Below are 22,536 nucleotides of genomic sequence, written 5' to 3'. Positions count from 1 at the left end.
CTCACTCCCCGGCGGCGGGACCGGCGCCGCCTCCGCCCGGGGCGAGGGTGGGGCCGGAGCCCGGGGTCTGCCGGGAGGGCGAGGGGGACGGGTCCGGGCCGGGGCGGCCCGAGCCGGAGGGGGTGGGGGTCGGGGCGGGGTCCGGGCCGCGGCCGCCCTGGGAGCCGGAGGGGCTCGGCGGGCTCCCGGGGCCGGGGCTCCGCCCGTCCGTCCCCGCCGTGCCGTCCGTTCCCGCCGTGCCGTCCGTCCCCGCACGGCCGTCCTTGCCGCCCTTGCCGTCCCTCTCAGCCTGCCGGCCGCCTCCACCGGGCTCCGGGCCGGTCTTCCGCTCGGAGGGCCTGTGGTCGGGGGCGGTTCGGAAGCCGCCCGACAGGAGGGTGCCGCCGCCGCTGCTGACGGAGGTGCCCGCGAAGGCCTCGTACGTCCCGAGCCCGCCGATGGCGAGGGCGAAGGCCGCCCCGGAGGCCACCGCCGTGCGCTTCCAGCCCCGTACGCGGGTGCCGTGCACGGTCGGCTCGCCGAACTCCCCCGGCGGCGGGGCCGCGGGCGCCTCCTCCCCGACGGGCGCGGGGACCTGACGGCCCCTGGGGCGGGCGCCCTCGCGCAGCCGGTCGCCGGTGCGGCGGAAGGCGTGCTGGATGACCGGCCCGCCGGCGGTGGCCACCACGCTGACCACGCCCGCGCCGAGGATGGTGCCGTAGACGCCCAGCTGGGAGGCGAGCAGCGCGGCCGCCACGGTGGCCAGGGAACTGCCGGCGACCTGGGTCGCGCTCAGGTCCAGCTTCCTGCGCTCCGGGCCCCGCGCGTCGTCCTCACGACCGCCCGGCTCGCCTTCCCCCACCGTCTTCTGACCCATCGCCATCCCCTGCTTGTCCTGCCCCTCGCGCTTCTCCTCTTTCAGCAGTTACTGACACATGAGCGAAATGAGAAGTTCCGTTTCTGCGGATTCTGTGAAGCAGGACACCCCGAAACGGCCCCGTACGCAGGGGGAGTACGCTCCGGGCCCGATTCCGGGCAGGCCAACTCCCGCCGCCCGGGACAACTTCGGCGGCGCGGCGGTCCACCCAGGTGGCCCGAATGGAGTACTGTGGCGAGCCCTGGGACTGTGCTTCCTTTCGGATGCCCGGACCCGGGAGAGGGGGCCGGCTGACGGAGAAGCGGCGCTCAAGACCGGTGATGCCGCGGTATCGCACGGGCTCCTGCTGCGCACAGTAACCACTTGGTCACTGTGTGTGCCCAACAGGTAACCGTGCCATAACGTCGATCAAGGGCGCATGCCCGACACGCCGGTTTAACTCGGCAAGGTTGTGGCAGGCTGCACCCGGGCAGGCCACACTCGACTAGCGGAAGCAGCGACGCACGTGACGTCGGCAGGCACCACCCGGGAGGTCCCCATGCCCGAACTGCGTGTCGTGGCCGTCTCGAATGACGGAACACGACTGGTGCTCAAGGCTGCGGACAGCACGGAGTACACGCTTCCGATCGACGAGCGGCTGCGGGCTGCCGTGCGCAATGACCGCGCGCGCCTGAACCAGATCGAGATCGAGGTGGAGAGCCACCTCCGCCCCCGCGACATCCAGGCCCGCATACGGGCCGGTGCCTCCGCTGAGGAGGTCGCGCAGCTCGCCGGCATCCCGGTCGACCGGGTCCGCCGCTTCGAGGGTCCCGTCCTGGCCGAGCGCGCCTTCATGGCCGAGCGGGCCCGCAAGACCCCCGTCCGCCGCCCCGGGGAGAACACCGGTCCGCAGCTGGGCGAGGCCGTGCAGGAGCGGCTCACGCTGCGCGGGGCCGACAAGGACTCCGTCCAGTGGGACTCCTGGCGCCGCGACGACGGCACCTGGGAGGTCCTGCTGGTCTACCGGGTGGTGGGCGAGCCCCACTCCGCGAGCTGGACCTACGACCCGCCGCGCCGACTGGTCGTCGCCGTGGACGACGAGGCCCGCTCGCTGATCGGCGAGTCGGACGACCTGCCCTCGACCCCGGAGCCCAGCTTCCCGTTCGTGCCGAGGATCGCCCGGCTGCCGCGCGACCGGCCGCTGGACCGCACCCTCGACCGGCAGATCGAGCGGCCCGACAGGCCGGCCGCTCCCCCGCCCGCGCCGGAGCCCGAGGAGGAACGGGACACCCTGACCAGCCTGCTGGAGGCGGTCCCCAGCTTCCGGGGCGACCTCGTGGTCCCGGAGCGGACCGACGTACCGGCCGAGGAGTCCGAGGCGGAGGAGCCCCCGGCCGCGGCGGCCTCCGCCGGCGCGGCGTACGCGGACGTGCTGATGCCGCGCACGGTCGCGGGACACCGCGAGCGGCTGACGGGGACCACGGACCGGCAGGCCGAGGCCGACGGGGTCCGGCCGGGGCGCCGCGCGGCGGTGCCCAGCTGGGACGAGATCGTCTTCGGGACCCGGCGCAAGAAGCAGGAGTAGCCCGTCCGGCGGCGCCCCCTCGGGAGCGCCGCCGGACGGGGACCGTCAGGGGTTGGGCCCGGTGGCCACGGGGCGCTGCGGGTCCGAGGACCAGTGCGACCAGCTGCCCGCGTAGAGGGCGGCCGGAATGCCCGCCACCTCCAGCGCGAGGACCTCGTGCGCCCCGGAAACCCCCGAACCGCAGTACACGCCCACCTCGGTACCCGGCACGGCGCCCAGCTCCGCGAACCGGGCCCCCAGGGCCTCCGCCGGCAGGAACAGCCCGTCGGGGCCCGTGTTCTCGGTGGTCGGGGCCGACACCGCGCCCGGGATGTGGCCGCCGACCGGGTCGATGGGCTCGACCTCGCCCCGGTAGCGCTCTCCCGCGCGGGCGTCCAGGAGCAGTCCCGTCCGGGCCAGGGCGGCCGCGTCGTCGGCCTCCAGCAGGCCGAACAGGCCCGGGTTTGGCTTGAAATCGCCCTCGGTCGGGGTCGGCGCGTCGGCGGTCACCGGGCCCCCCGCCGCCGTCCACGCGGCCAGGCCCCCGTCCAGGACTCGCACGTTCGGGTGACCCGTCCAGCGCAGCAGCCACCAGGCGCGGGCGGCCGCCCAGCCCTGTCCGCCGTCGTACACGACCACCGGTTCGTCCGCGCGCACCCCGGCGCGGCGCATCACGGCGCCGAAGGCCTCCGGGTCGGGCAGCGGATGGCGACCGCCCGACCCGGGCGGACCTGCCAGTTCGCGGTCGAGGTCGACGTACACGGCGCCGGGCAGGTGCCCGGCCTCGTAGGCGGGGCGCTGGTCGGGGCCGCCCAGCTGCCAGCGGACGTCCAGGAGCACCGGAGGACGGGGGGCGGCCAGCTCGTCCATCAGTGCGGAAGCCGAGAGAATCGCAGTCATGGGCCCATCTTCCTCCGCGCCCTCGCACACGTGTAACAAGCCGGACATCGACGGGCCGCAGTGATCCGGTCATCTCCGGCCGGGGCCCCGCCGTCCGGCCCGGTCGGGGCGCGCCGCGCGCCGCGGAGTGGAAGCATCAGCGGCGTCATTCGGGACACGACGGAGGAGACTGCTGACATGACCGAGGCAGCGGGGGCTTCGCGGCGGCCGTCCGGCACACCGTGCTGGGTGAGCCTGATGGTGCACGGCCTCGGGAGGACCGAGGACTTCTACGCCGACCTGTTCGGCTGGGAGTACGAGCCGGGACCCACGCAGCTCGGGCCGTGCGTGCGGGCCATCCTCGACGGGGAGGAGGTCGCCGGGATCGGGGAGATGCCGCCGGACCGGCACCTCCCGGTCGCCTGGACGACCTACTTCGCCACGGACGACGCCGACTGCGCGGCCGAGGCGATCCGCTCCTGCGGCGGCACGGTGGCGGTCGGCCCGATGGACGCCGGGGCCGAGGGTCGGGTGGCGATCTGCGCCGACCCGCTGGGAGCGATCTTCGGGATCTGGCAGGACTCGGGGCACGGGCGGCCCTACGGCGTGCCGGGCACCCCGGTGTGGAACGAACTGGTCACCCAGGACACGCTGACGGTCGGCAAGTTCTACGAGCACGTCTTCGGCCACGAGGCCGAGCGGCACCCGGCCGCCTCGGCCGACTTCGACTACCTGACCCTGCGGCTGGACGGCCGCCCGGTGGCCGCGGTGCACGGGGTGGGCCGGTCGCTGCCGCACGACCGGGGGCCGCACTGGATGACGTACTTCGAGGTCCACGACACCGACGCGGCGGCCGCCCGGGTGACGGCCCTGGGCGGTCGGGTGCTCAGCCCTCCCCGGGACCGCATCCGGGGGCGGCTGGCGCTGGTGGCGGACCCGGAGGGGGCGGTGTTCGCCCTGGTGCGGTCCGCCGAGGGCAGCCCGGCCTAGGACACCGGGAGGGGCAGGGGGCGCTTCGCGGTGCGGCCGTCGCCGGAGGAGGTGCCGCGCAGCCGCCGGCCGAGCCAGGGGCCGAGGAAGCCGGCCGCCCAGCCGACCTCCGCCGCCACCGCCCGGGCGGCCGTACGGGGAGTCCGGGGCGGCAGGGGGCTGCGCCAGGTGCCGTCGGAGCCGGGCAGGGCGAGGGCCTCGGCCAGGGCGGCGGCGATCCGGGCGTGGCCGAGCGGGCTCGCGTGGAGCCGGTCGGTGCTCCACATGCGGGGATCGGTCGCCACGGCCGCCCGGGCTGTCTCGGCGACCACGACCCCGTGGCGCGCCGCGGCGGCGCGGACGCGGGCGTTGAGCTCCTCCACGCGCGGGCGCAGCGGCCGGGCCATCGGGGCGATCCGGGCCACGTCGGGGAAGGTCGCGGTCGCCACCCGCGCCCCGGCGGCGGTCAGCGCGGCGAACACCTCCTCCAGCTCCCCCGCCACCTCGGCGGCGTCGAACCGGGGCCGGAGCAGGTCGTTGACCCCGGCCACGACGGTGGCCACGTCGGGCTCCAGCTCCAGGGCCGGGCCGAGCTGTCCCGCGCGGACCTGGCCGGCGAGCCGGCCGCGGACGGCGAGGTTGGCGTAGAGCAGGCCCGGGTGGGCCGCCGCGAGGTGTTCGGCGAGCCGGTCGGCGAAGCCGCGCAGGCCCGCCGTGTCGTCGCCGTCGCCGACCCCCTCGGTCTGGCTGTCGCCCAGGGCGACGTAGCGCAGGGGTTCACCGTTGTGCATGGATCGACTGCCTTTCACGGAGGACGGCCGCGGTCCGCAGGCACCAGTCCCGGTGCTCCCGCTCGAAGGCCAGGCCGCGCAGACAGGTCAGGTACCGCCCGACGCGCTCGCCCCGCAGGAGGTACTCCGCCTCGTCCGTGTCGCCGCGCATGTGGTGCAGGAGCTTGCCGAGGAGTTCGATCTTGGCCCCGGCGGCGGCCGCCCGCTGCTCCAGCTGCTCGATGACGGGGCCGGTGCCGACGCGGTCGGCGGTCTGGACCTTGACGAGGAGGTCGTCGCGGATGAAGGACGGCTTGGACACGGCCTCGGCGAACCGCTCCAGCTCGGCGCGTCCCGCCTCGGTGACCCGGAAGAGGCGCTTGTTGGGGCGGGTCTCCTGGACCACCTCCCGGCCCGCGACCAGTCCGTCCGCCTCCAGCCGGGCCAGCTCGGCGTACAGCTGCTGGGGCAGGGCGTGCCAGAAGTTGGCGACGCTGATGTCGAAGGCCTTCGCCAGCTGGTAGCCGCTGTACTCGTCGTCGAGCAGCGCCGCCAGGACCGCGTGCCGCAGTGCCATGCCGGCCCCCTTCCCTTTTCTCGTGCGCCTCGGCATCCTACTCAAGAAAGTGACTAGTCAGATTGTTGAGTATCCGACATAGCCGAGGAATCCCAGGAGGGGTCATGGAGACTGCCGAACGCTTCCGCGCCGCCGTGGAGAAGCGCGATCTCGCCGCGCTGGAGGAGCTGTTCACGGACGACGTCCGCCTCTACAGCCCGGTGAAGTTCGTCCCGTTCGAGGGCAGGGCGATGGTCATGGGCCTGTTCGGGGTGCTGCTGCGCACCTTCGAGGACCTGCGCTACCTGGGACGGCTGGAGGGGGAGGTCGAGACCACAGCGGACGGGGAGGCCGCCCCGACGGTGGTGCTGCCCTTCCGGGCGCTGGTGGCGGGCCGGCAGATCCACGGCATCGACCAGCTGCAGTTCGACGGGGAGGGCCGGATCAAGGAGTTCACCGTGATGGTCCGGCCGCAGTCCGCCGTGCACGCCCTGGGCCAGGCGGTCCTGGCCGGGCTGGTGGAGGACGGTCTCGCCCCCGGGCCCGCCTGAGCCCCGTCGGACGCCCCGGCCGGCCGGCTACGCGGGTTCGCGGTCGCCGGCCGGCTACGCGGGTTCGCGGTCCGCGAGGTGCAGGAGGGAGCGCGCGGCCAGGCGGTAGCCGTAGGAGCCGAGGCCCACGATCACACCGGCGGCCAGGGGGGCGATCACCGATTCGTGGCGGAAGCGCTCGCGGGCCCAGACGTTGCTGAGGTGGACCTCGATCCAGGGCGGGGTGTAGCTCGCGAGGGCGTCGCGCAGGCTCCAGCCGGCGATCATGAGGGCGCCGGGGTTCACGATGGCGCCGACGGTGGTGTCGCAGTGCCGGTGCACGGCGCGGACGAGTTCGCCCTCGCAGTCGCTCTGGACGGAGCGGACCTCCCAGCCCCGGGCACCCACCTCGTCGGCGACGGCCGCCTCGATGTCGGCCAGCGTGTCGGTGCCGTAGACCTCCGGTTCGCGGCGGCCCAGAACACCCAGGTTCGGACCGTTCAGGAGAAGCACGACGCTCACGGGACAACACCTCGCTGTTGGCTGTCGGGGACCGGGTCGTCCCCATGCTGTCCGGGGTCCGGGGCGCGCGCCATCATCAGGACTGATAGTCCCGCGGCGGCGGAGGATGGCCGGGGAGCCACTTGACTCCCCGTCCGATCCGTTCGGACACCTCACGAATGATCACGCTTCGGGGGCCCGGGGGCCGTCTCGACCGGCACTCGAAGCTGGGCGGAAATCTCCTTTGCCCGCCGGACCGGTACTGAATCATGAGCCGGGCGTCCGCCGTTCCCCCACGAGTGCGGACGCGGCGCGACAGATGATCCGATGACAGGAGACGTAATGCCCGATTCCGTGACTCGCTTCCTGCCACCGGTCCTCTCCGTCCTGCGCACCTGCGAGAGCGGGTCCTGCGAGACGGTGAGGCTGGCCGAGCTGTCGTTTTCGGCCTGGTCGCGCGGGGATCTGGGGGAGGCCGTACGGCTGGCCGCCGCGGCCGCCCGCAGGCAGTCCTCCTCCTGCCCCGGCGCGTGCACGGGGCCGGCCATGATCTGGCATTCCGCGCTGCTGGTCAGGATCCGCGAACTCGCCTCCGGCGCCCGGGTGCTCGGCGGCATAGACGAGCTGGCGGCCACCGCCTCCCACCCCGACGGGCTGGTGGCGGCCTCGCTGACGTGCACGGCGGACCTCGCGTTCACCCGGGGCGACGTCGACTCGGCCGCCGACCTGGCGGGCAGGGGCGCGCTCAAGGCCCAGGAGGCCGACCTCGCCTGTCTGCTGCCCGAGGCGCACACCGTCCTGGCGCTGAGCGCGCTGCGGCAGGGCAACATGAGCACCAGCCTGGACTTCGTCAACCAGCTGCGCGAGGACGCCCTCCTCGGGCGGACGGCCGACCGGCCCAGCCAGTGCGCCTGGGCCGCGGCCCAGTACCTGGAGGTACAGGGCGGCGCGAAGAGCGCCGAGCACCTCGTCGTGGGCCTCATCACGGACGACCAGCTCCTCCTGGACCTGCTGTCCTCGCAGCCCGCCGCCGCCTCCTGGCTCGTACGGGCCGGACGGAACCTGGGCGACGAGGCCCTCGCCAGGCGGGCGGGCGCCGAGGCGGCCCGGCTGGCCGAGCTCAACGGCGGGCTCCGGTCGGTCGAGGCGGCGGGGATGCACGCCGACGGGCTGCTGGAGGAGGACCCCGAACGGCTCATCGCCGCCGCCCGGTCGCACCTGGACCTGTGGGCCGGCGCCTCCGCCTACGAGGACGCCGGGAGTCTGCTCTGCGAGATGGACCGGGAGCGGGACCGGGCCGTCGAGGTGCTGGAACGGGCCGTGGACGGGTACTCGAACTCGGCCGCCCCGCGCGATGCGCGCAGGGTCGTCAGCAAGCTCCGCTCCCTCGGGGTGCGGCGCGGGCGCTATCCGCAGTACGGCAGCCAGGACGGGACGAGCACCGGCTCCCTCACCGTCACGGAGACCGCCGTGGCGGAGCTGGTCAGCCAGGGGTTCACCAACTCCCAGGTCGGCGAGCACCTGTTCATCTCGGGGCACACCGTGGCCTTCCACCTGAAGAAGATCTTCCGCAAGATGAACGTGGCGTCCCGCGTGGAACTGACGCGCACGTGGAGCAGGGTCGCGAACTCGGCGCCCGAGCTCGCGAACGCCGGCTGACGCCCGGGCCCGCCGCCCGGTGGCCGCCGGCCGGCCCCGGGGTGACGCCGTCCCGCCGGTTCGCAGTCCCACGGGAACGGCGCCGCGCCCTCAGACCTTGGCGGCCGGCGAGGGCTTGAGCCCGCGCCCTCCGCCGCTGCCCAGGGCCATCTCGCTCTCCGCCCGTTCCTCGACCCGCGCCATGGCGGCGCGGAGGATGGGCGGCGCCATGAGGGAGGTCACGATGGCCACCAGGATGATGACGGTGTACGTCTCGGCGCCGAGGATGCCGAGCCGCAGGCCCACCATCGCCACGATCACCTCGATCACGCCGCGGGAGTTCATCCCGGCGCCGAGCGCGAGGGCCTCCCACCGGTTGAGCCCGCTCAGCTTCGCCCCGATGTACGCGCCGACGAACTTGCCGAGGACGGCCACGGCCAGCACGGCGACGGCCGTCAGCAGGACGGCGGGCCGGGCCAGTGCGGTCAGGTCCATCCGCAGCCCGGCCGTGGCGAAGTAGACCGGCGCGAGGAAGGCCAGCACCGTGGTGCGCAGCGGGGCGAGCTTCTCCGGGTCCAGCTCGCCGCTGGTGCTGATCAGCACGCCGCAGACGAACGCGCCGAAGACGGCCTCCAGCCCCAGGGCGTGAGTAGCCGCCGAGCCGAGCAGGACGGCCAGGGCCGCCACGGCGACGGTAGGCCCGGCCTGGGGGGACCTGTTGGCCGCCCGCAGGGCGAGCCGCACCAGGGGCCGGCCCGCCAGGAAGGCGACGAGCACCACGCCCACGGGGTAGAGCAGGGAGGCGGCGACCTTGCCGGTGGTCAGTCCCGCCGTGGCCATCGCCGAGACGATGGAGAGCAGGAACCAGCCGATGACGTCGTCGATCACGCCCGAGGCGAGGGTCAGTTGGCCGACCTCGCGGTGCAGCAGGTTCATGTCCATCAGCGTCTTCGCGATGACCGGGATCGCGCTGACGCACAGGGCCACGCCGAGGAACAGGGCGAAGACCGTCTGGTCGGTGCCGCCCGGCAGGAGCGAGGCGGGCAGCAGGAATCCGGTGGCGACGCCGAGGCCCAGGGGCAGCAGCAGACCGGCGAGGCTGACCCGGACCGCGGTGGTGCCCCGCCGCCTGACGAGGTCGAACTTCAGCTCCATGCCGGTGACCACGACGAGCAGCAGGACGCCGAGCTGGCCGACGGCGTCCAGCAGGTGCATCTGCTCGGGCTGCTGCGGCAGCAGCCAGTCGGAGAGGCCGGGCAGGAGGTGGCCGAGGACCGAGGGGCCGACGAGGACGCCCGCGAACAGCTCGCCGACGATCGCGGGCATCTTGAAGCGGGCCGCCAACTGCCCCAGCGTCAGGGCCAGGAGGAGCAGCAGGGCCAGCTGGAGGAGGAGCACCAGCAGGGAGTGGTGGGCGATGGTGGGCACGGGTGCCGCGCTCAGCTCCATCTCACGCCACCGCCGCTCGGGCCGGGGCGGGCTCCTCGGCGCCCCGCCCTGCCAGCAGCTCCCGCAGGAGTGCGATCACCAGCGCGCTCTCCCGCGGCTCGGCGAGGTAGAAGTGGCCCCCGGGGTAGACGTGGAGGTCGGCGGGTCCCGAGGTGTGGCGTTCCCAGGCCGCCGCTTCCTCGACCGTGACGCGGGGGTCGCGGTCCCCGGTGAGGGCCGTCACCGGGCAGTCGAGCTTGCGGCCGGGGTCGTGGGCGTACGTCTCGACGGCGCGGTAGTCGCTGCGGATGGCCGGCATGATCATTTCCAGCAGTTCGGGATCCGTCAGCATGGTGTCGGCGGTGCCGCTGAGCTTGCGGAGTTCGGCGACGAGCTGCTCGTCGGACTCGGCGTGGATCCGCTCGTCGCGCAGGCAGGAGGGGGCGCGCCGGCCGGAGGTGAAGACCCGTGCGGGCGCGGGGAGTCCGGCGTCCTGCATGCGCAGCGCCACCTCGTAGGCGAGGACGGCGCCCATGCTGTGCCCGAACAGCGCCAGGGGCTTGTCGTCGAGGTCGCAGACCGCGTCGAAGATCCGGTCCGCCATGGCGTGCAGGTCGGGGATGTTCGGCTCGTGGCGCCGGTCCTGACGGCCGGGGTACTGGACCGCCAGCACCTCCACCGCGGGCGCGAGCGCCCGGGACACCGGGAAGTAGAAGCTCGCCGAGCCGCCGGCGTGCGGCAGGCAGACCAGGCGGATCCCCGCCTGCGGCGCCGGATGGGATCTGCGGACCCATTTCGCGAATTGTTCCGCTGATTGAGGCACGACCGGGAATTCCTTTCAGGAATGGCCTTGCATTGTCCCTCAAAAGCGTAGGGCGGCCCACCGCAGCCGGGCATCCCCCGATCTGATAGACCGTCCCCCTCTTACCGCCGGGTCATTGCACGGCCCCTCCGGTTGAGGTCTACTTGCCCTGCCGGGATTCGAAATACCGTACGGCGACAGCGATTCGGAGGCAACCCCCGTGAAAATCACCGCGGACACCGAGAAGTGCATCGGAGCCGGCCAGTGCCTGCTCACCGAGCCGGAACTGTTCGACCAGAACGAAAGGGACGGCAGGGTCGTCGTCCTGAATGCCGAGCCCCAGGGTGAACTCCTGGCGCACAAGGCCCGGGAGGCCGTCTACCTCTGTCCGGTCCGGGCCCTGTCCCTCTCCTGATGAGCGCGCAGGCGGCGACGTGTCCGACGAGCGTAGGACCGGCGTCGTCGCCCGTACATCCCCCGATCTGATAGTCCGGGGTGGCGGAACGGGCCGGACCGCGGGCCCGCTCACCGGGTCGTCCGGATACGCATCCCCCGACCTGATAGTCCTTTGCGGATCCTTTGACACGCCCGTACCGGCGAAAATACTCTTCTGGCGATTTTTCAGGGGCGGGATTTTCGAGTAGGGGCACGAGGCCGACCATGCGAACGCACGACACGTACTCGAATGCGACGGACACGGACGTCGTCATCGTGGGCAACGGACCCATCGGCGCCGCCCTGTCGGTGCTGCTGGCCCGGCGCGGCTGGCGGGTGACGGTCCTCGAACGGCGGCCCAGGCCGTACCGGCTGCCGCGCGCCACCAGCTTCGACGGGGAGACCGCCCGGCTCCTGGCCGCCACCGGCATCGGACCGGGGCTGGGCCGGGTGACGGAACCGGCCAACGGCTACCAGTGGCAGACGGCCGCCGGGGCGGTGCTGCTGGACATCGGGTTCACCGACGCCGGCCCGTACGGCTGGCCGGACGCGAACACGATGCACCAGCCGGCGCTGGAGGACCTGATCGCCGCCGAGGCGCGGGCCCTCGACGGGATCACGGTGCTGCGCGGCCACGAGGTCGTGGGGATCGCCGACGGCGAGGGACGGGTGGAGGTGACGGCCACCACCGACGACGACGCGCGCGTCCTCTCCGCGCGGTGGGTGGTCGGCTGCGACGGCGCCAACAGCTTCGTCCGCGAGCACCTGGACGTCTCCGTCACCGACCTCGGGTTCTCGTACGAGTGGCTGCTCTGCGACGTCGAGCTGCGCGAGCCGCGCGAGTTCACCCCGACGAACGTGCAGGTGTGCGACCCGGCCCGGCCCACGACCGTGGTGGCCAGCGGACCGGGGCGGCGGCGCTGGGAATTCATGCGGCTGCCCGGCGAGAGCGCCGCCGAACTGGGCCGGGAGGAGACGGCCTGGCGGCTGCTGGCGCCCTTCGGCGTCACCCCCGCGACGGCGACCCTGCTGCGCAGCACCACGTACATCTTCCAGGCGCGCTGGGCCGACCAGTGGCGGGTGGGGCACGTCCTGCTGGCCGGCGACGCGGCCCACCTGATGCCGCCCTTCGCCGGTCAGGGCATGTGCTCGGGCATCCGGGACGTGGTCAACCTGGCCTGGAAGCTGGACCTGACCCTGCGCGGCCTGGCCCCCGAGTCCCTGCTGGACACCTACACGGAGGAACGGCGGGCGCAGGCCAGGGAGGCGATCCTGGCGTCGGTGCAGCTGGGCCGGGTGATCTGCGTGACGGACCCGGCGGCCGCCGCGGAGCGGGACGCCACCGTCCTGGCCAACCGGCGCGGCCGGCCGACGGGCCGGCCGGAGCCGGCGAAGCCGCTGACGGGCGGGCTGCTGCGGCGGCTTCCAGGGGCGCAGGAGGCGGAGCCGGCCGCGGGTGCCGTCGTGCCGCAGGGGCGGGTGGCGCGGCCGGGCGGGCCGGACGGGCTGTTCGACGAGGTCGTCGGCCGCGGCTTCGTCCTGCTGACCACGGACGACGCGCACACGGGGCTCGACGGGGAGCGGCTCGTCTTCCTGGCGGAGCTGGACGCCCGGGTGGTGCGGCTGCTGCCGCCCGGGCAGGAGGCGGACGGGGGCGGCGGGTCCGAGGTGATCGGCGTGACGGATGTGGACGGGGTCTACGGGCCGTACCTGGCGGGGTTCGGGGCGACGTCGCTGCTGGTCCGCCCGGACTATCACGTCTTCGGCGCCGCGGCCGGCCCGCAGGGCGCCGCGGCACTGGTCGACGACCTCCGGGCCGCCCTGCGCACCGCGGTCCCGGCCGGCACCCCCAGCTGACGGCTCCCCCGGCCGGGTGCGCCCGCTCCGGTCCGGGCGCACCCGGCCGGGGCACGGGAGTCCGACCGGGGCCGGCACGCCGGAGCCCCGGAGCACCGAGGGCCCGGATGCCGGGCCGCCTGGCGCACCCGGCCGGGGCACGGGGGTCCGACCGGGGCCGTCCCGCCGGCACGCCGGAGCGCCACGGGCCCCGGATGCCGGGCCGCCGGGGGCGCGGGCGGGCGCCCGACGGACCGGCGGGGGCCACAGAGGCGGGCGCCCGCGGTCAGGGAGCCGTCAGGTGGGCCGGGGTGAGGGCGCCGACGGGGGGCCGGGGTCAGGGAGCCGTCAGGTGGGCCAGGGCCAGGGCGCCGTGGAGGGACGACAGACCGCCGAGGGCGGCCGACCGTACCGGCAGCGGGGACTGGCCCGGGCGGGCCAGCGCGGCGAGGTGGGCGCCGACCCCGGTGACGACCTCGGGGACGCCCGCCGCGAAACCGCCGCCGACCACGACGAGCCGGGGGTGGAGCAGCTCCTGGACTCCCGACACCGCGGCGGCCAGGGCCCTGCCGGTCCGGTCGACCGCGCTGACCGCCCAGGGCCGTCCGTCGCCCAGGCCCCGCACCAGCTCCTCGAAGGCGACGGGCGCTCCGCGCAGCAGGGCCGCGCGGTCGAGGGTGGCCGGGCCGGAGGCGAGGGCCTGGAGGCAGCCGCGGCGGCCGCAGACGCAGGGGGCGCCGTCCAGCTCGACGATCACGTGCCCGAGTTCGAACGAGCCGCGGTCCGGGCCGGGGCACAGCCCGCCCCGCAGGACGAACCCGCCGCCGATGCCGGTGCCCACCCCGAGGTAGAGCAGGTCCTCGCAGCCGGACGCCCGGGCCTCGGCGAGGGCGCCGAGGTCTCCGTCGTCGGCCCGGGCGGTGGCCGCTCCGGGGAACAGGGCGCGCAGCGCCCCGTCCAGGTCGAGGCCGTTCCATTCGGGCCGGCTGGGCCAGGCGGTGACCCGGCCGTCCGGCCCGACCGTCCCGGGCATCGCGACGCCGACCGCGCGCAGCGGCCCCGCGAGCCTCCCGCGCAGCTCGCCCACGTGGCGGGCGAGCCGCTCCAGGTCCCGGTCGGCGCTGTGCCGCGGGTCCCAGCGGAAGGAGGACTCGTCGACGCACCGCCCGCCCGCCTCCACCCGGAAGGCGACCTTGGTGCCCCCGATGTCGACACCGAGGTGATGTGCCTGCCGCATGCCGTGGTGTCCCTCAGACGCGGGGCACGGCCGGGCACAGGGCCAGCAGTTCGGCGGGGCGGTGCAGGACGGAGCCCGGCCCGGAGGCCAGCAGGGCCTCCTCGTCGTCCACCTCCGCCCACAGCGCCGCGGCCGAGGCCACGTCGGCGCCGCGGGCGCTGGCGATGTCGGTCGGCGCGTCGCCGACCATGACGGCCTCCTCCGGGGACAGCCCCAGCAGTGCGAGGGCGTGCTCCACGATGTCGGGGGCGGGCTTGGGGCGGGCGACCTCGTCGGAGCCGATGACGTGGTCGAAGAACGACAGCAGGCCCAGCTCGTCGAGCAGGGAGCGGGCCCGCTCGCCCGCCTTGCCGGTGGCCACCGCCAGCCTGAACCCGCGGGCGCGCAGGGTCAGCAGCAGTTCGCTGATGCCGTCGAAGACCGGCACCTGGGGGGCGAGCCGGTAGCTCTCGCGGACGAAGGGCTCCTCCATCTCCAGCGGGAGGCCCATGATCCGCATGATGTCGGGGAAGTAGCGGCCCTGGTGGCGCCGGTACTCCGCGAAGGGCGCCTCGCCCTCGCCGACGACCTCCCGGTAGGCGATGGCGAACGCCTCCTCCATCACCGCGAAGCTGTCGACGATGACCCCGTCGAGGTCGAAGATCACGGCGCGCCGGACCGCCGGGAGCGTGCCCGTCGCCGCTGTTCCTACCGTTGCAAGTGTCACGTGATGCCATCCCGTGGGTGTGCTGGTCCTGTGGGAACCGGTGGTGCGGCCGGGGTCGGCCGCCGGTCGCGCCGTGGCCTACCGGTAGGCGGGCACGGCGTCGGGGGTGCGTGCGGACAGGGCCGACGCGTAGAAGTCCTCGATGACGCCGACCGTCGTCCGGGCCTCACCGATGGCCCGCCCCCGGTTGAGGGGGTCGGCGAGGACGGCGGCCAGGCGGTCCAGCTGGCGCCGGTACTCGTTGCCGACCGGCTCGTCGGGCACCGGCACCGGGGTGGTGGCGCCCTCCCGGGTGAGGGTCAGCTCCGAGGGCCGGCGGTTGGGGCTGAAGCCGAAGGTGCACCTGAGCTCGGCGGTGCCCTCGCCGCCCACCACCTGGATGCGGGTCACGTCCCGTGCCTCGTGCGAGGCCCAGCTGGCGTGCAGCGAGACGGAGACCCCGTCCTCGCGTACGAGGAAACCGCGGGCGGTGTCCTCGACGTCGCCCGCCGCCTCGGCGGCGGGCCGGTCGTGGCGCCATGCCGCGCTCCAGGAGCCGGCGTTGACGAAGTCGTTCGCCGTGACGCCGACGACCTGCGCGAAGCGGGCCGGGCCGAGCAGGGAGGCGAGGGTGTCGAGGAGGTGCCAGCCCAGGTCGAGCAGGACCCCGCCGCCGGCCTTGCTGCGCTGGGTGAACCAGCCGCCGGCCTGCGGGACCCCGCGGGCGCGTACCCACGCCAGGTCGACGTGCCGGATGCGGCCGAGGCCGGGCAGGACGTCCGCGAGGGCGCCGACGTCGGCGCGGTACGGGGCGGCGCTGCCGGCCAGCAGCATGGCGCCGCCCCGGCGTTCGGCGGCGGCCAGGGCGTCGGCCTCGGCGGAGGTCAGGCAGACCGGCTTCTCCAGGAAGACGGACACGCCCCGGCCGAGCAGGGCCGCGGCGACCTCCGCGTGCAGGAAGTTGGGGACGGCGACGACGGCGAGGTCGACCGACCGGGGGCTGAGCGCCTCGACCGTCGAGTACACGGGCAGGCCCGCCACCCCGCCGAAGGCCTCGCGGGCCTCAGGCCGGGTGTCGACGACCGCCACGACCTCGAAGTCGGCGTGCTCGCTCAGCAGGGGGAGCCACAGCTCCCGGCCCGCCCAGCCGAGGCCGACGACGGCGACCCGGACGCTCATGCGGCGCCCACGACGTCGGCGATGATCTCGGCCGTGCGCCGGATGTCCCCTTCGCTCGCGAGCAGCACGCGGTGGTGCAGCCAGATGCAGTCCCGGCTGAGGGCGTCGGAGTGGGGGCAGCGCCGGGCGAGTTCCTCGGGGGTGGTGTCGGGCGCGCCGATCTCCCAGAAGGCGTCGGTGCGGTAGATCGCGCGGAAGCCCGCGAACGCCGGTACGCCGATCTCCACCAGGCGGTCGACGAGGGCGTTGCGCTTCTCCTCGGAGATGCCGGGCACCCGGAACATCGCCATGTAGTGCGAGGGGACGTCGGTGCGCTCGTCGCCGCGCTGCGGGACCACGCCGTCGATGGAGTCGAGCAGGCCGGACAGCTGGGTCCAGCGCGCGTGGCGGGTGGCGATCTGCCCGTCGAGGCGGCGCAGCTGGGCGCGCAGCACCGACGCCGAGAACTCGTTCAGCCGCAGGTTGGAGCCGGCGATGGAGTGGAGGTAGCGGCGGTCGGTCTTGGGCCGTCCGCAGCTGTGGCGCAGGAAGGCGTTCTCGTACATCTCGGCGTCGGGGAAGAGTACGGCGCCGCCCTCGCCGGCGGTCATCAGCTTGCCGTTCTGGAAGCTGAAGGCGGCGACCGAGCCGAGCTCGCCGACGCGCTTGCCCTGCCAGCGGGCGCCGTGGGCGTGCGCGGCGTCCTGGACGAGGGGGACGCCGGTGTCGGCGGAGAGCTTGTCGAGGGCGTCCATGTCGGCGAGGAAGCCGGCCATGTGGACCGGCATGATCGCCCGGGTGCGCGGGGTCACGGCGTCCGCGGCGCGGGCCACGTCGATGTTGAAGGTGTGCTCGTCGACGTCGACGGGGACGGCGACGGCTCCGAGGCGCTGCGCGGCCTGGGAGGACGAGATGAACGTGAAGGCGGGGACGATGACCTCGGAGCCCGGGCCGACGCCGAGGACCTGGAGGGCCAGTTCGAGGGCGTGGGTGCCGTTGGTGACGGCGAGGGCGTGGGGGGCGCCGTGGTGCTCGGCGAACTCCTGCTCGAAGGAGTCGACCTCGCTCCCGCCCATGCGCCACCACTGGCCCTGCTCAAGGGCGCGGATGAGGCCTTCCCGCTCGGCGTCGTCGTACTGGGGCCACTGGGGGAATTCCGGTGCCTGTCGCGCGTTCATGTTTCTCCAGAGGAAATGGATGTGGCTCGACGCGAGATGCGGAGCGGGCGTCGAAATAGGCTGGATTACCGGTCCAACGTAGGTCTCGGAATGCGGCTGCGCATCCCTCGGTCCGGTAGTTCTCGGGGGGTTTCAGTTCATATCGAAGAAAGCTCGATATGAATTCAGCTGGCCCTCTAGCATGTGAATCCCGTGAAGGACGGGGTGGCCCAGTGCGGCCGCTTCGCGCAGCAGGCGCGTCTCGTGGGGCTTCATGACGACGTCCGCCACGACCGCGCCCGGGGGCAGGGCGTCCAGGGGGAACGGGAGGGGGTCGTCGGGGCGCATGCCCAGGGGGGTCGCGTTGACGGCGATGTCCGCCCCGCGCAGGTCCGGCCCGGGCAGGGCGCGGACCCGTCCGGGCCAGTGCGCGTCGAGGCGGGCGGCGAGGGCGCCCAGTTTCGCGGGGTCCGCGTCGTACAGGGCGAGCCGGTCGGCGCCGGCCGCCAGCAGGGCGGCTGCGACGGCGCTGCCGGCGCCCCCCGTCCCGACGAGCGCGACCCTTCTGCCCCGGGGGTCGTGTCCGGCGCCGACCAGGCCGGACACGAAGCCCGAGCCGTCGAAGTTCTCGGCCAGCCAGCTGCCGTCGGGCTCCCGGCGCAGCACGTTGGCGCTGCCGACGACGTCCACGGTGGGGCCGCAGCGGTCGGCGAAGCGGCGCACGGCCGCCTTGTGGGGCACCGTGACGAACATGCCGTCGAGGTTCTCGATCCGCTGCAGGCCGCGGACGACCCGTTCGAGGTGCTGCGGCCGGACGTGCACCGGGAAGAGGACCGCGTCGATGCCCAGGTCCGCGAAGACCGGGTTCATCAGGGCCGGGGCCCGCACCTGGGCGACGGGGTCGCCCAGGACGGCGTACAGCCGGGTGGTGCCGCTGACGGGGATGCCGGCGGCGGGGTGTCCCGTCATCGGGCCACCGCCCCGGATCCGGTGACCGCGACCGCAGCCATCTCCGCGGTCAGGGAGGCGATTTCCCTCGCCTGTTCCGCGTTGAGCCGGGGGTCGCAGGCCGTCCGGTAGCGGGCGGGGAGATCGGCTTCCGTGATTCCGCAGGAGCCGCCGACGCATTCGGTGACGTCCTCGCCCGTCATTTCGATGTGGATTCCTCCGGGATGGGTTCCCAGACTCCGGTGGACTTCGAAGAATCCGGCGATCTCGTCGGCTATGTGCCGGACGTCGCGGGTCTTGTACCCGTTGGCCGAGGTGCGGGTGTTGCCGTGCATGGGGTCGCACTGCCACACCACCCGGTGGCCGGAGGCGGTGACCTCCTCGACGATGGCCGGCAGGACCTCGCGGATCCGGTCGTGCCCCATGCGGCTGATGAGGGTCAGCCGTCCGGGTTCGCGGTACGGGTCGAGCCGCCGTACGTAGGCGGCGGCCGCCGCCGGGGTGGTGCCCGGTCCGATCTTGAGGCCGATCGGGTTGGAGAGGAGTTCCGCGAAGGCGATGTGGGCGCCGTCGAGCGCGCGGGTGCGCTCCCCGATCCACAGGAAGTGGCCCAGCGCGCTGGACAGGCGGGGTTCGGGCCCGCTGGTGTCGGACCGCAGCAGGGAGCGCTCGTAGTCGAGGAGGAGCGCCTCGTGGCCGACGTGGATCTCGCCGCCGCCCGCGTCCGCGGCCGTTTCCGCGCCGAACGCGCGGACGAGGTCCATCGCGGCCGCCGCGTGGGCGTGGGCCCGCAGCATCCGCCAGGGGTCGGGGGTGCGGGCGGCCCGGGTGGGCACCAGCGAGTTGACCATGTCGCCGCGGTAGACGGGCAGGCCCTGTGCGTCGAGGTCCTGGGAGCGCGGTTTGGCGTACTGGCCGGCCAGCCGGGCGATCTTGACGACGGGCAGTCCGGTGCGCCGGCCGAGGACCGCGGCCATGTCCACGAGGCTGCGCAGGTTGGCCCGTACGTGGGCTTCGGTGTTCGCGGCGAAGGTCTCGGCGCAGTCGCCGCCCTGGACGAGGAAGGCCTCGCCGCGGGCGACGGCCGCGAGGGCGCCGCCCAGCCGCGCCGTCTCGGCCCGGGTCACGAGCGGCTCGGCCCGTGACAGCCGCTCCCGGACCTCCCGGAGCGGCCCGGGGTCCGGCCAGAGCGGCTGTTGTGCGGCCGGTCTGGCCAGTGCCGCCTCCAGCCGGGCGGCCTGCGCCGGGTCCGGGGGCGGGGCGGCGCCGGCCGGCGCGAGGGGGGCGGCCGGCCACTGCATCGTGCGCGTCATGTGAGAGCCGCATCGTTCGAGGGGGATCCGGGCGCGCCTTCGCCGACCAGGTCGGCCAGGCCCGCCCGGGGCATCCGGTCCAGGACGTCCGCGACCACCGCGTGCGGTACGTCGTCCACCAGTTCCGCGCCGTCCGGCCCGTCCAGCACGAACGTGAGGCCGGTGAGGGCCTTCTTGTCGTGCCGCATCAGCCGGACGAGCGTCTCGGTGGCGGGCCCTTCGGGCAGGGCCGTGGGGAGGCCGTAGGACCCGACGACCTCCTGGTGCTCTCGCACCCGCTCCTCGCCGATGCGCCCGAGGGCGCCGGCGAGGCGGCCGGCGAAGACCGTGCCGATGGCGACGGCCTCGCCGTGGCGCAGCGCGAAGTCGGTGGCCCGTTCCAGCGCGTGGCCCAGGGTGTGGCCGTAGTTGAGCAGGTGCCGCGGTCCGGAGTCCCGTTCGTCCCGCTCCACGATGCCCGCCTTGAGGGTGACGCTGGCGGTGATCTGCTCCGGCAGCGTCAGCCCCCGCAGGTCGCCCGCGCCGATGAAGTGGCAGCGGGCGATCTCGCCGAGGCCGTTGAGCACCTCCCGGATGGGCAGGGTGGAGAGGTAGTCGGTGTCGCACAGCACGGCGCTGGGCTGCCAGTAGGCGCCGACCAGGTTCTTGCCGGCCGGCAGGTTCACCGCCGTCTTCCCGCCGACGCTGGCGTCGACCTGGGCGAGCAGTGTGGTGGGCAGGTGGACCACGGGGACGCCCCGGTGGTAGAGCGCCGCCGCGAGTCCGACCACGTCGGTGGTGGTCCCGCCGCCGCAGGAGACGACGACGTCGGAGCGGGTGAGCCCGAAGCGCACGAACTCACCGCACAGCGCCTCCACCGTGCTGAGCGTCTTGTCCCGCTCGCCGTCCCGGGCCGGCAGCAGCAGGGTCTCCACCCCGGTGTCGGGCACCCATTCCTCCGGGCGGGCCGACACGACGACGGCCCGTCTGGCGCCCAGTCGTCGGACGGTCCCGGCGAGCGACGCGCGCACGCCCGGGCCGATGAGTACCTCGTACGAATGGTCTCTGAGGCGCAGAGGAATGGAAGCCATGGTCCGCCTACTTGCCCGCCGTCGCCCTGCGGACGCGGGACTCGGCCCGCTCCTTGCGGTCGGCCTCGTCGAGGTGCGGGTAGGCGGGGCAGCCGAAGACCCGCTTGAACGGTGCGAACGTGTCCCACTCGGTGCGCTTGCGCATCTCCTGGGCGACCGGGTTGTGCTCGCTCCAGAAGTCGCCGCCGATGAGGCGGACGAGGTACTTCTCCAGGGTGTCGCGGTCCGTGGAGCGGGCGGCGTCCGCGGCCGCGGCGACCAGTTCTCCGTCGTAGTAGGCGTGGATGAGCCGGATGTAGGTGTCGTAGCCGGTCTTGAAGAAGCTGGCGTACCGGTCGATCAGGTGGTCCTCGGCGGCCGGGTCGTCGAGGGCGGCGCCGATCGTCTCGGCGGCGCGGACGGCGGTGGCCGTGGCCACCAGGACGCCGCCGGAGAACATCGGGTCGCCGAAGCAGCCGGCGTCGCCGACCATGACCCAGCCGGGGCCGGTGACCGTGTCGGAGTGGTAGCAGTAGTCGGTCTCGACGCGGAGGTCGCCGGTGGGGTGGGTGCCGGTCAGGCGGGCGGTGATCCGCGGGATGCGGCCCACGTGCTCCTCGAACGCCTTCTCGGGGGTCGAGCCGCGCAGGACGTCGCGGGGCATGACCGTGCCGACGCTGATGGCGTCCTTGGAGAGCGGGATCGCCCAGACCCAGCCGTCGTCGTGGGCGCCGACCTGGATGTCGCCCTCGACGCCGAGGTTGTGGCTCTCGTCGAGCCCGGCGTAGTGCCGGAACACGGCGACCATGCGGAGCTTCTCCAGCGTCTTGCGCAGGCCGAAGCGGTTGGCGATCCGGCCGGCGCGGCCGCTCGCGTCGATGACGTACTTGGAGCGGACCTCGTGCTGCTCGCCCTCGCGCTCGTAGCGGACGCCGACCATGCGGTCGCCCTCCATGAGCAGTTCGTTGACGTTCGCCCCGAAGAGGACGCGCGCGCCGGCCGCGGCGGCCTGCTCGGTGAGCATCTTGTCGAACCGGGCGCGCTCCACCTGGAAGGCGCTGGAGTAGCGGCCGTCGCCCTGCTTGGTGAAGTCGGCGCGGAAGACGCCCTCGAAGAACTTCTTCTCGGTCGGGTCGATGAACTCGCCGCCGAACTTGGGGACGTAGCCCTGGGCCTCGACGGCCTCGCGCAGGCCGATCTGGTCGAACATGCCCATCATGTAGGGCAGCAGGGACTCGCCTATGTGGAAGCGGGGGAACTCGTCGCGTTCGAGCAGCACCACGTTGTGCCCCTGCTTGGCGAGCACCGTGGCGCTGACGGCGCCGGCCGGTCCTCCGCCGATCACGATCACGTCGGTCGTGTCGTTTGCCATCACATTTCCCTTCGAATTTCTTTTGCTGACCCGTCCGCGGGGATTTCCCCCGCGGACGGTGTACGGAAGTCGGCGAACGGGGCGGATCAGCCGGGTCGACCGGAGAGGATGCCGTCGATCAGCGCCCGGTGCTCGTTGTCGTCCGTGATGGTGTGGGCCTGCTCGCGGCCGTCACGGACCGTCAGGTAGCGGCGCCCCTTGAGTACGGCCTGGCCGTTCTCGAAACTCCGGCCGCACAGGATTTCGCGGCCGTCGCGCGGCCTTTCCTCCGCCAGGATCTCCCGGAGGAGGTCCTCCATTTCCTTCCAGTCGCTCCACTGGCGGGATTCCATCGTGAAGGTGTAGACGACGCTCCACCTGGTGACGGCTCCGCGGCGCTGGAGGGCGATCTCGTTCCCGCGGTCGACCAGCCGGTACTGGCACCGGTACTGGGTCTGCACCGCGTCGGTGACCAGCAGCGGCTCGATGTAGGAAGGCCCAGGATATCCAACGTCCACCAGCCATTCCTGCCCGTCCAGCGCGACGCGACTGAACATGTGCTCGACATCGAGCGCGAATGCCTCGGCCCCTTCCGCGGTCCGGGCCGCCATCAGCGTCACCTCGTAGCCGAGTTCGCTCAGGAGGCGGAAGAAAAGGCGGTTCAGCTGGAAACAGGTTCCGCCCTGGCCGTTCATGACGGTCGTTTCGAACATGGCGTCCTCGTCGATGTCGACGAGGTCCACGCCGTCTTCGTAGTTCTCGGTTACCCCGTTGTACGGAATCGCCATGAGGTGGTGCTTGTGCAGTTTCCGCAGGGTGGCGATGTCCACCCCGGTTTCCCCTGCGCAGCCGATCCGCTGCAGGTACCTGCCCGCGTCGAACATGTCGTGCACCT

General features: G+C 73.8%; 22 protein-coding genes. 6 read left to right on the top strand and 16 right to left on the bottom strand.

Annotation, left to right across the window (positions count from 1 at the left end):
- Position 1 precedes the first annotated feature (1 nt).
- On the bottom strand, positions 2-856 hold the full coding sequence (locus ACIRBY_RS23955; protein ID WP_403903647.1) for a hypothetical protein: 855 nt from the start codon (positions 854-856) through the stop codon (positions 2-4).
- A gap of 538 nt (positions 857-1,394) precedes the next feature.
- Here ACIRBY_RS23955 and sepH point away from each other — a divergent pair.
- Complete coding sequence (gene sepH, locus ACIRBY_RS23950) at positions 1,395-2,420, top strand: septation protein SepH (RefSeq protein ID WP_403903645.1); 1,026 nt, start codon at positions 1,395-1,397, stop codon at positions 2,418-2,420.
- 45 nt (positions 2,421-2,465) lie between these two features.
- Here the strand turns inward: sepH and ACIRBY_RS23945 are convergent, their stop codons facing one another.
- Positions 2,466-3,299 (bottom strand): sulfurtransferase, encoded by an 834-nt coding sequence (locus tag ACIRBY_RS23945; RefSeq protein ID WP_403903642.1) that lies wholly within the window; start codon positions 3,297-3,299, stop codon positions 2,466-2,468.
- 177 nt (positions 3,300-3,476) lie between these two features.
- On the opposite strand from ACIRBY_RS23945, the gene ACIRBY_RS23940 reads away from it, so the two are divergent.
- Positions 3,477-4,268, top strand: coding sequence for a VOC family protein (locus ACIRBY_RS23940; protein WP_403903639.1), 792 nt, complete (start codon positions 3,477-3,479; stop codon positions 4,266-4,268).
- On the opposite strand, the gene ACIRBY_RS23935 is transcribed toward ACIRBY_RS23940, so the two are convergent.
- On the bottom strand, positions 4,265-5,038 hold the full coding sequence (locus tag ACIRBY_RS23935) for an SGNH/GDSL hydrolase family protein (protein ID WP_403903637.1): 774 nt from the start codon (positions 5,036-5,038) through the stop codon (positions 4,265-4,267). The genes ACIRBY_RS23940 and ACIRBY_RS23935 overlap by 4 nt on opposite strands.
- A complete protein-coding gene (locus ACIRBY_RS23930; protein ID WP_403903635.1) occupies positions 5,025-5,594 on the bottom strand; it encodes a PadR family transcriptional regulator in 570 nt (189 codons plus the stop codon). Before ACIRBY_RS23930 ends, ACIRBY_RS23935 begins: the two co-directional genes overlap by 14 nt.
- Positions 5,595-5,698: 104 nt before the next feature.
- Between ACIRBY_RS23930 and ACIRBY_RS23925 the strand changes: the two genes are divergently transcribed.
- Entirely contained in the window at positions 5,699-6,124 is a 426-nt protein-coding gene (locus ACIRBY_RS23925) for a nuclear transport factor 2 family protein (protein ID WP_403903633.1), read from the top strand.
- A gap of 54 nt (positions 6,125-6,178) precedes the next feature.
- Here the strand turns inward: ACIRBY_RS23925 and ACIRBY_RS23920 are convergent, their stop codons facing one another.
- Entirely contained in the window at positions 6,179-6,625 is a 447-nt protein-coding gene (locus tag ACIRBY_RS23920) for a type II 3-dehydroquinate dehydratase (protein ID WP_403903631.1), read from the bottom strand.
- Positions 6,626-6,946: 321 nt separating this feature from the next.
- Here ACIRBY_RS23920 and ACIRBY_RS23915 point away from each other — a divergent pair, with 321 nt between their 5' ends.
- Complete coding sequence (locus ACIRBY_RS23915; protein ID WP_403903628.1) at positions 6,947-8,263, top strand: LuxR C-terminal-related transcriptional regulator; 1,317 nt, start codon at positions 6,947-6,949, stop codon at positions 8,261-8,263.
- 90 nt (positions 8,264-8,353) lie between these two features.
- Here the strand turns inward: ACIRBY_RS23915 and ACIRBY_RS23910 are convergent, their stop codons facing one another.
- Complete coding sequence (locus tag ACIRBY_RS23910; RefSeq protein ID WP_403903626.1) at positions 8,354-9,691, bottom strand: cation:proton antiporter; 1,338 nt, start codon at positions 9,689-9,691, stop codon at positions 8,354-8,356.
- A 1-nt stretch (position 9,692) separates the two neighbouring features.
- Entirely contained in the window at positions 9,693-10,493 is an 801-nt protein-coding gene (locus ACIRBY_RS23905) for a thioesterase II family protein (RefSeq protein WP_403903623.1), read from the bottom strand.
- A gap of 199 nt (positions 10,494-10,692) precedes the next feature.
- On the opposite strand from ACIRBY_RS23905, the gene ACIRBY_RS23900 reads away from it, so the two are divergent.
- Both ACIRBY_RS23900 and ACIRBY_RS23895 read left to right on the top strand, forming a co-directional pair.
- Complete coding sequence (locus ACIRBY_RS23900) at positions 10,693-10,887, top strand: ferredoxin (RefSeq protein ID WP_403903620.1); 195 nt, start codon at positions 10,693-10,695, stop codon at positions 10,885-10,887.
- Between the two features lie 245 nt (positions 10,888-11,132).
- Positions 11,133-12,764, top strand: a complete 1,632-nt coding sequence (locus ACIRBY_RS23895) for a bifunctional 3-(3-hydroxy-phenyl)propionate/3-hydroxycinnamic acid hydroxylase (RefSeq protein WP_403903617.1) — start codon at positions 11,133-11,135, stop codon at positions 12,762-12,764.
- Positions 12,765-13,080: 316 nt separating this feature from the next.
- Here ACIRBY_RS23895 and ACIRBY_RS23890 read toward each other — a convergent pair whose 3' ends face one another.
- From ACIRBY_RS23890 to ACIRBY_RS23850, 9 genes are all read right to left on the bottom strand, one after another.
- Positions 13,081-13,980, bottom strand: coding sequence for an ROK family protein (locus tag ACIRBY_RS23890; protein WP_403903614.1), 900 nt, complete (start codon positions 13,978-13,980; stop codon positions 13,081-13,083).
- Between the two features lie 13 nt (positions 13,981-13,993).
- Positions 13,994-14,686, bottom strand: a complete 693-nt coding sequence (locus ACIRBY_RS23885; RefSeq protein WP_403903611.1) for an HAD-IA family hydrolase — start codon at positions 14,684-14,686, stop codon at positions 13,994-13,996.
- A 78-nt stretch (positions 14,687-14,764) separates the two neighbouring features.
- Positions 14,765-15,844, bottom strand: coding sequence for a Gfo/Idh/MocA family protein (locus ACIRBY_RS23880; protein WP_403903608.1), 1,080 nt, complete (start codon positions 15,842-15,844; stop codon positions 14,765-14,767).
- Positions 15,841-17,001 (bottom strand): DegT/DnrJ/EryC1/StrS family aminotransferase, encoded by a 1,161-nt coding sequence (locus ACIRBY_RS23875; protein WP_403903606.1) that lies wholly within the window; start codon positions 16,999-17,001, stop codon positions 15,841-15,843. Before ACIRBY_RS23875 ends, ACIRBY_RS23880 begins: the two co-directional genes overlap by 4 nt.
- 132 nt (positions 17,002-17,133) lie before the next feature.
- Positions 17,134-17,949, bottom strand: coding sequence for a shikimate dehydrogenase family protein (locus ACIRBY_RS23870; protein ID WP_403903603.1), 816 nt, complete (start codon positions 17,947-17,949; stop codon positions 17,134-17,136).
- Positions 17,946-19,241 (bottom strand): 3-deoxy-7-phosphoheptulonate synthase, encoded by a 1,296-nt coding sequence (locus tag ACIRBY_RS23865; RefSeq protein ID WP_403903600.1) that lies wholly within the window; start codon positions 19,239-19,241, stop codon positions 17,946-17,948. Before ACIRBY_RS23865 ends, ACIRBY_RS23870 begins: the two co-directional genes overlap by 4 nt.
- Positions 19,238-20,311, bottom strand: coding sequence for a 3-dehydroquinate synthase family protein (locus ACIRBY_RS23860; RefSeq protein WP_403903597.1), 1,074 nt, complete (start codon positions 20,309-20,311; stop codon positions 19,238-19,240). Before ACIRBY_RS23860 ends, ACIRBY_RS23865 begins: the two co-directional genes overlap by 4 nt.
- A 7-nt stretch (positions 20,312-20,318) precedes the next feature.
- Positions 20,319-21,662 (bottom strand): NAD(P)/FAD-dependent oxidoreductase, encoded by a 1,344-nt coding sequence (locus tag ACIRBY_RS23855; protein WP_403903595.1) that lies wholly within the window; start codon positions 21,660-21,662, stop codon positions 20,319-20,321.
- Positions 21,663-21,748: 86 nt separating this feature from the next.
- Positions 21,749-22,525 (bottom strand): arylamine N-acetyltransferase, encoded by a 777-nt coding sequence (locus ACIRBY_RS23850; RefSeq protein ID WP_403903592.1) that lies wholly within the window; start codon positions 22,523-22,525, stop codon positions 21,749-21,751.
- Positions 22,526-22,536 lie beyond the last annotated feature (11 nt).

The organism is Streptomyces sp. NPDC096136 (assembly GCF_044763325.1).
GTDB lineage: Bacteria > Actinomycetota > Actinomycetes > Streptomycetales > Streptomycetaceae > Streptomyces.
Note: the sequence above shows the minus strand (reverse complement) of the source record. Positions and strands in the feature narration are given on the sequence as shown.

Excerpts from the sequence above, each read along its gene's own strand:
- ACIRBY_RS23955 (WP_403903647.1), bottom strand. The coding sequence starts at position 856 with ATGGGTCAGAAGACGGTGGGGGAAGGCGAGCCGGGCGGTCGTGAGGAC.
- sepH (WP_403903645.1), top strand. The coding sequence starts at position 1,395 with ATGCCCGAACTGCGTGTCGTGGCCGTCTCGAATGACGGAACACGACTG.
- ACIRBY_RS23945 (WP_403903642.1), bottom strand. The coding sequence starts at position 3,299 with ATGACTGCGATTCTCTCGGCTTCCGCACTGATGGACGAGCTGGCCGCC.
- ACIRBY_RS23940 (WP_403903639.1), top strand. The coding sequence starts at position 3,477 with ATGACCGAGGCAGCGGGGGCTTCGCGGCGGCCGTCCGGCACACCGTGC.
- ACIRBY_RS23935 (WP_403903637.1), bottom strand. The coding sequence starts at position 5,038 with ATGCACAACGGTGAACCCCTGCGCTACGTCGCCCTGGGCGACAGCCAG.
- ACIRBY_RS23930 (WP_403903635.1), bottom strand. The coding sequence starts at position 5,594 with ATGGCACTGCGGCACGCGGTCCTGGCGGCGCTGCTCGACGACGAGTAC.
- ACIRBY_RS23925 (WP_403903633.1), top strand. The coding sequence starts at position 5,699 with ATGGAGACTGCCGAACGCTTCCGCGCCGCCGTGGAGAAGCGCGATCTC.
- ACIRBY_RS23915 (WP_403903628.1), top strand. The coding sequence starts at position 6,947 with ATGCCCGATTCCGTGACTCGCTTCCTGCCACCGGTCCTCTCCGTCCTG.
- ACIRBY_RS23910 (WP_403903626.1), bottom strand. The coding sequence starts at position 9,691 with ATGGAGCTGAGCGCGGCACCCGTGCCCACCATCGCCCACCACTCCCTG.
- ACIRBY_RS23895 (WP_403903617.1), top strand. The coding sequence starts at position 11,133 with ATGCGAACGCACGACACGTACTCGAATGCGACGGACACGGACGTCGTC.
- ACIRBY_RS23890 (WP_403903614.1), bottom strand. The coding sequence starts at position 13,980 with ATGCGGCAGGCACATCACCTCGGTGTCGACATCGGGGGCACCAAGGTC.
- ACIRBY_RS23880 (WP_403903608.1), bottom strand. The coding sequence starts at position 15,844 with ATGAGCGTCCGGGTCGCCGTCGTCGGCCTCGGCTGGGCGGGCCGGGAG.
- ACIRBY_RS23875 (WP_403903606.1), bottom strand. The coding sequence starts at position 17,001 with ATGAACGCGCGACAGGCACCGGAATTCCCCCAGTGGCCCCAGTACGAC.
- ACIRBY_RS23870 (WP_403903603.1), bottom strand. The coding sequence starts at position 17,949 with ATGACGGGACACCCCGCCGCCGGCATCCCCGTCAGCGGCACCACCCGG.
- ACIRBY_RS23865 (WP_403903600.1), bottom strand. The coding sequence starts at position 19,241 with ATGACGCGCACGATGCAGTGGCCGGCCGCCCCCCTCGCGCCGGCCGGC.
- ACIRBY_RS23860 (WP_403903597.1), bottom strand. The coding sequence starts at position 20,311 with ATGGCTTCCATTCCTCTGCGCCTCAGAGACCATTCGTACGAGGTACTC.
- ACIRBY_RS23855 (WP_403903595.1), bottom strand. The coding sequence starts at position 21,662 with ATGGCAAACGACACGACCGACGTGATCGTGATCGGCGGAGGACCGGCC.
- ACIRBY_RS23850 (WP_403903592.1), bottom strand. The coding sequence starts at position 22,525 with ATGTTCGACGCGGGCAGGTACCTGCAGCGGATCGGCTGCGCAGGGGAA.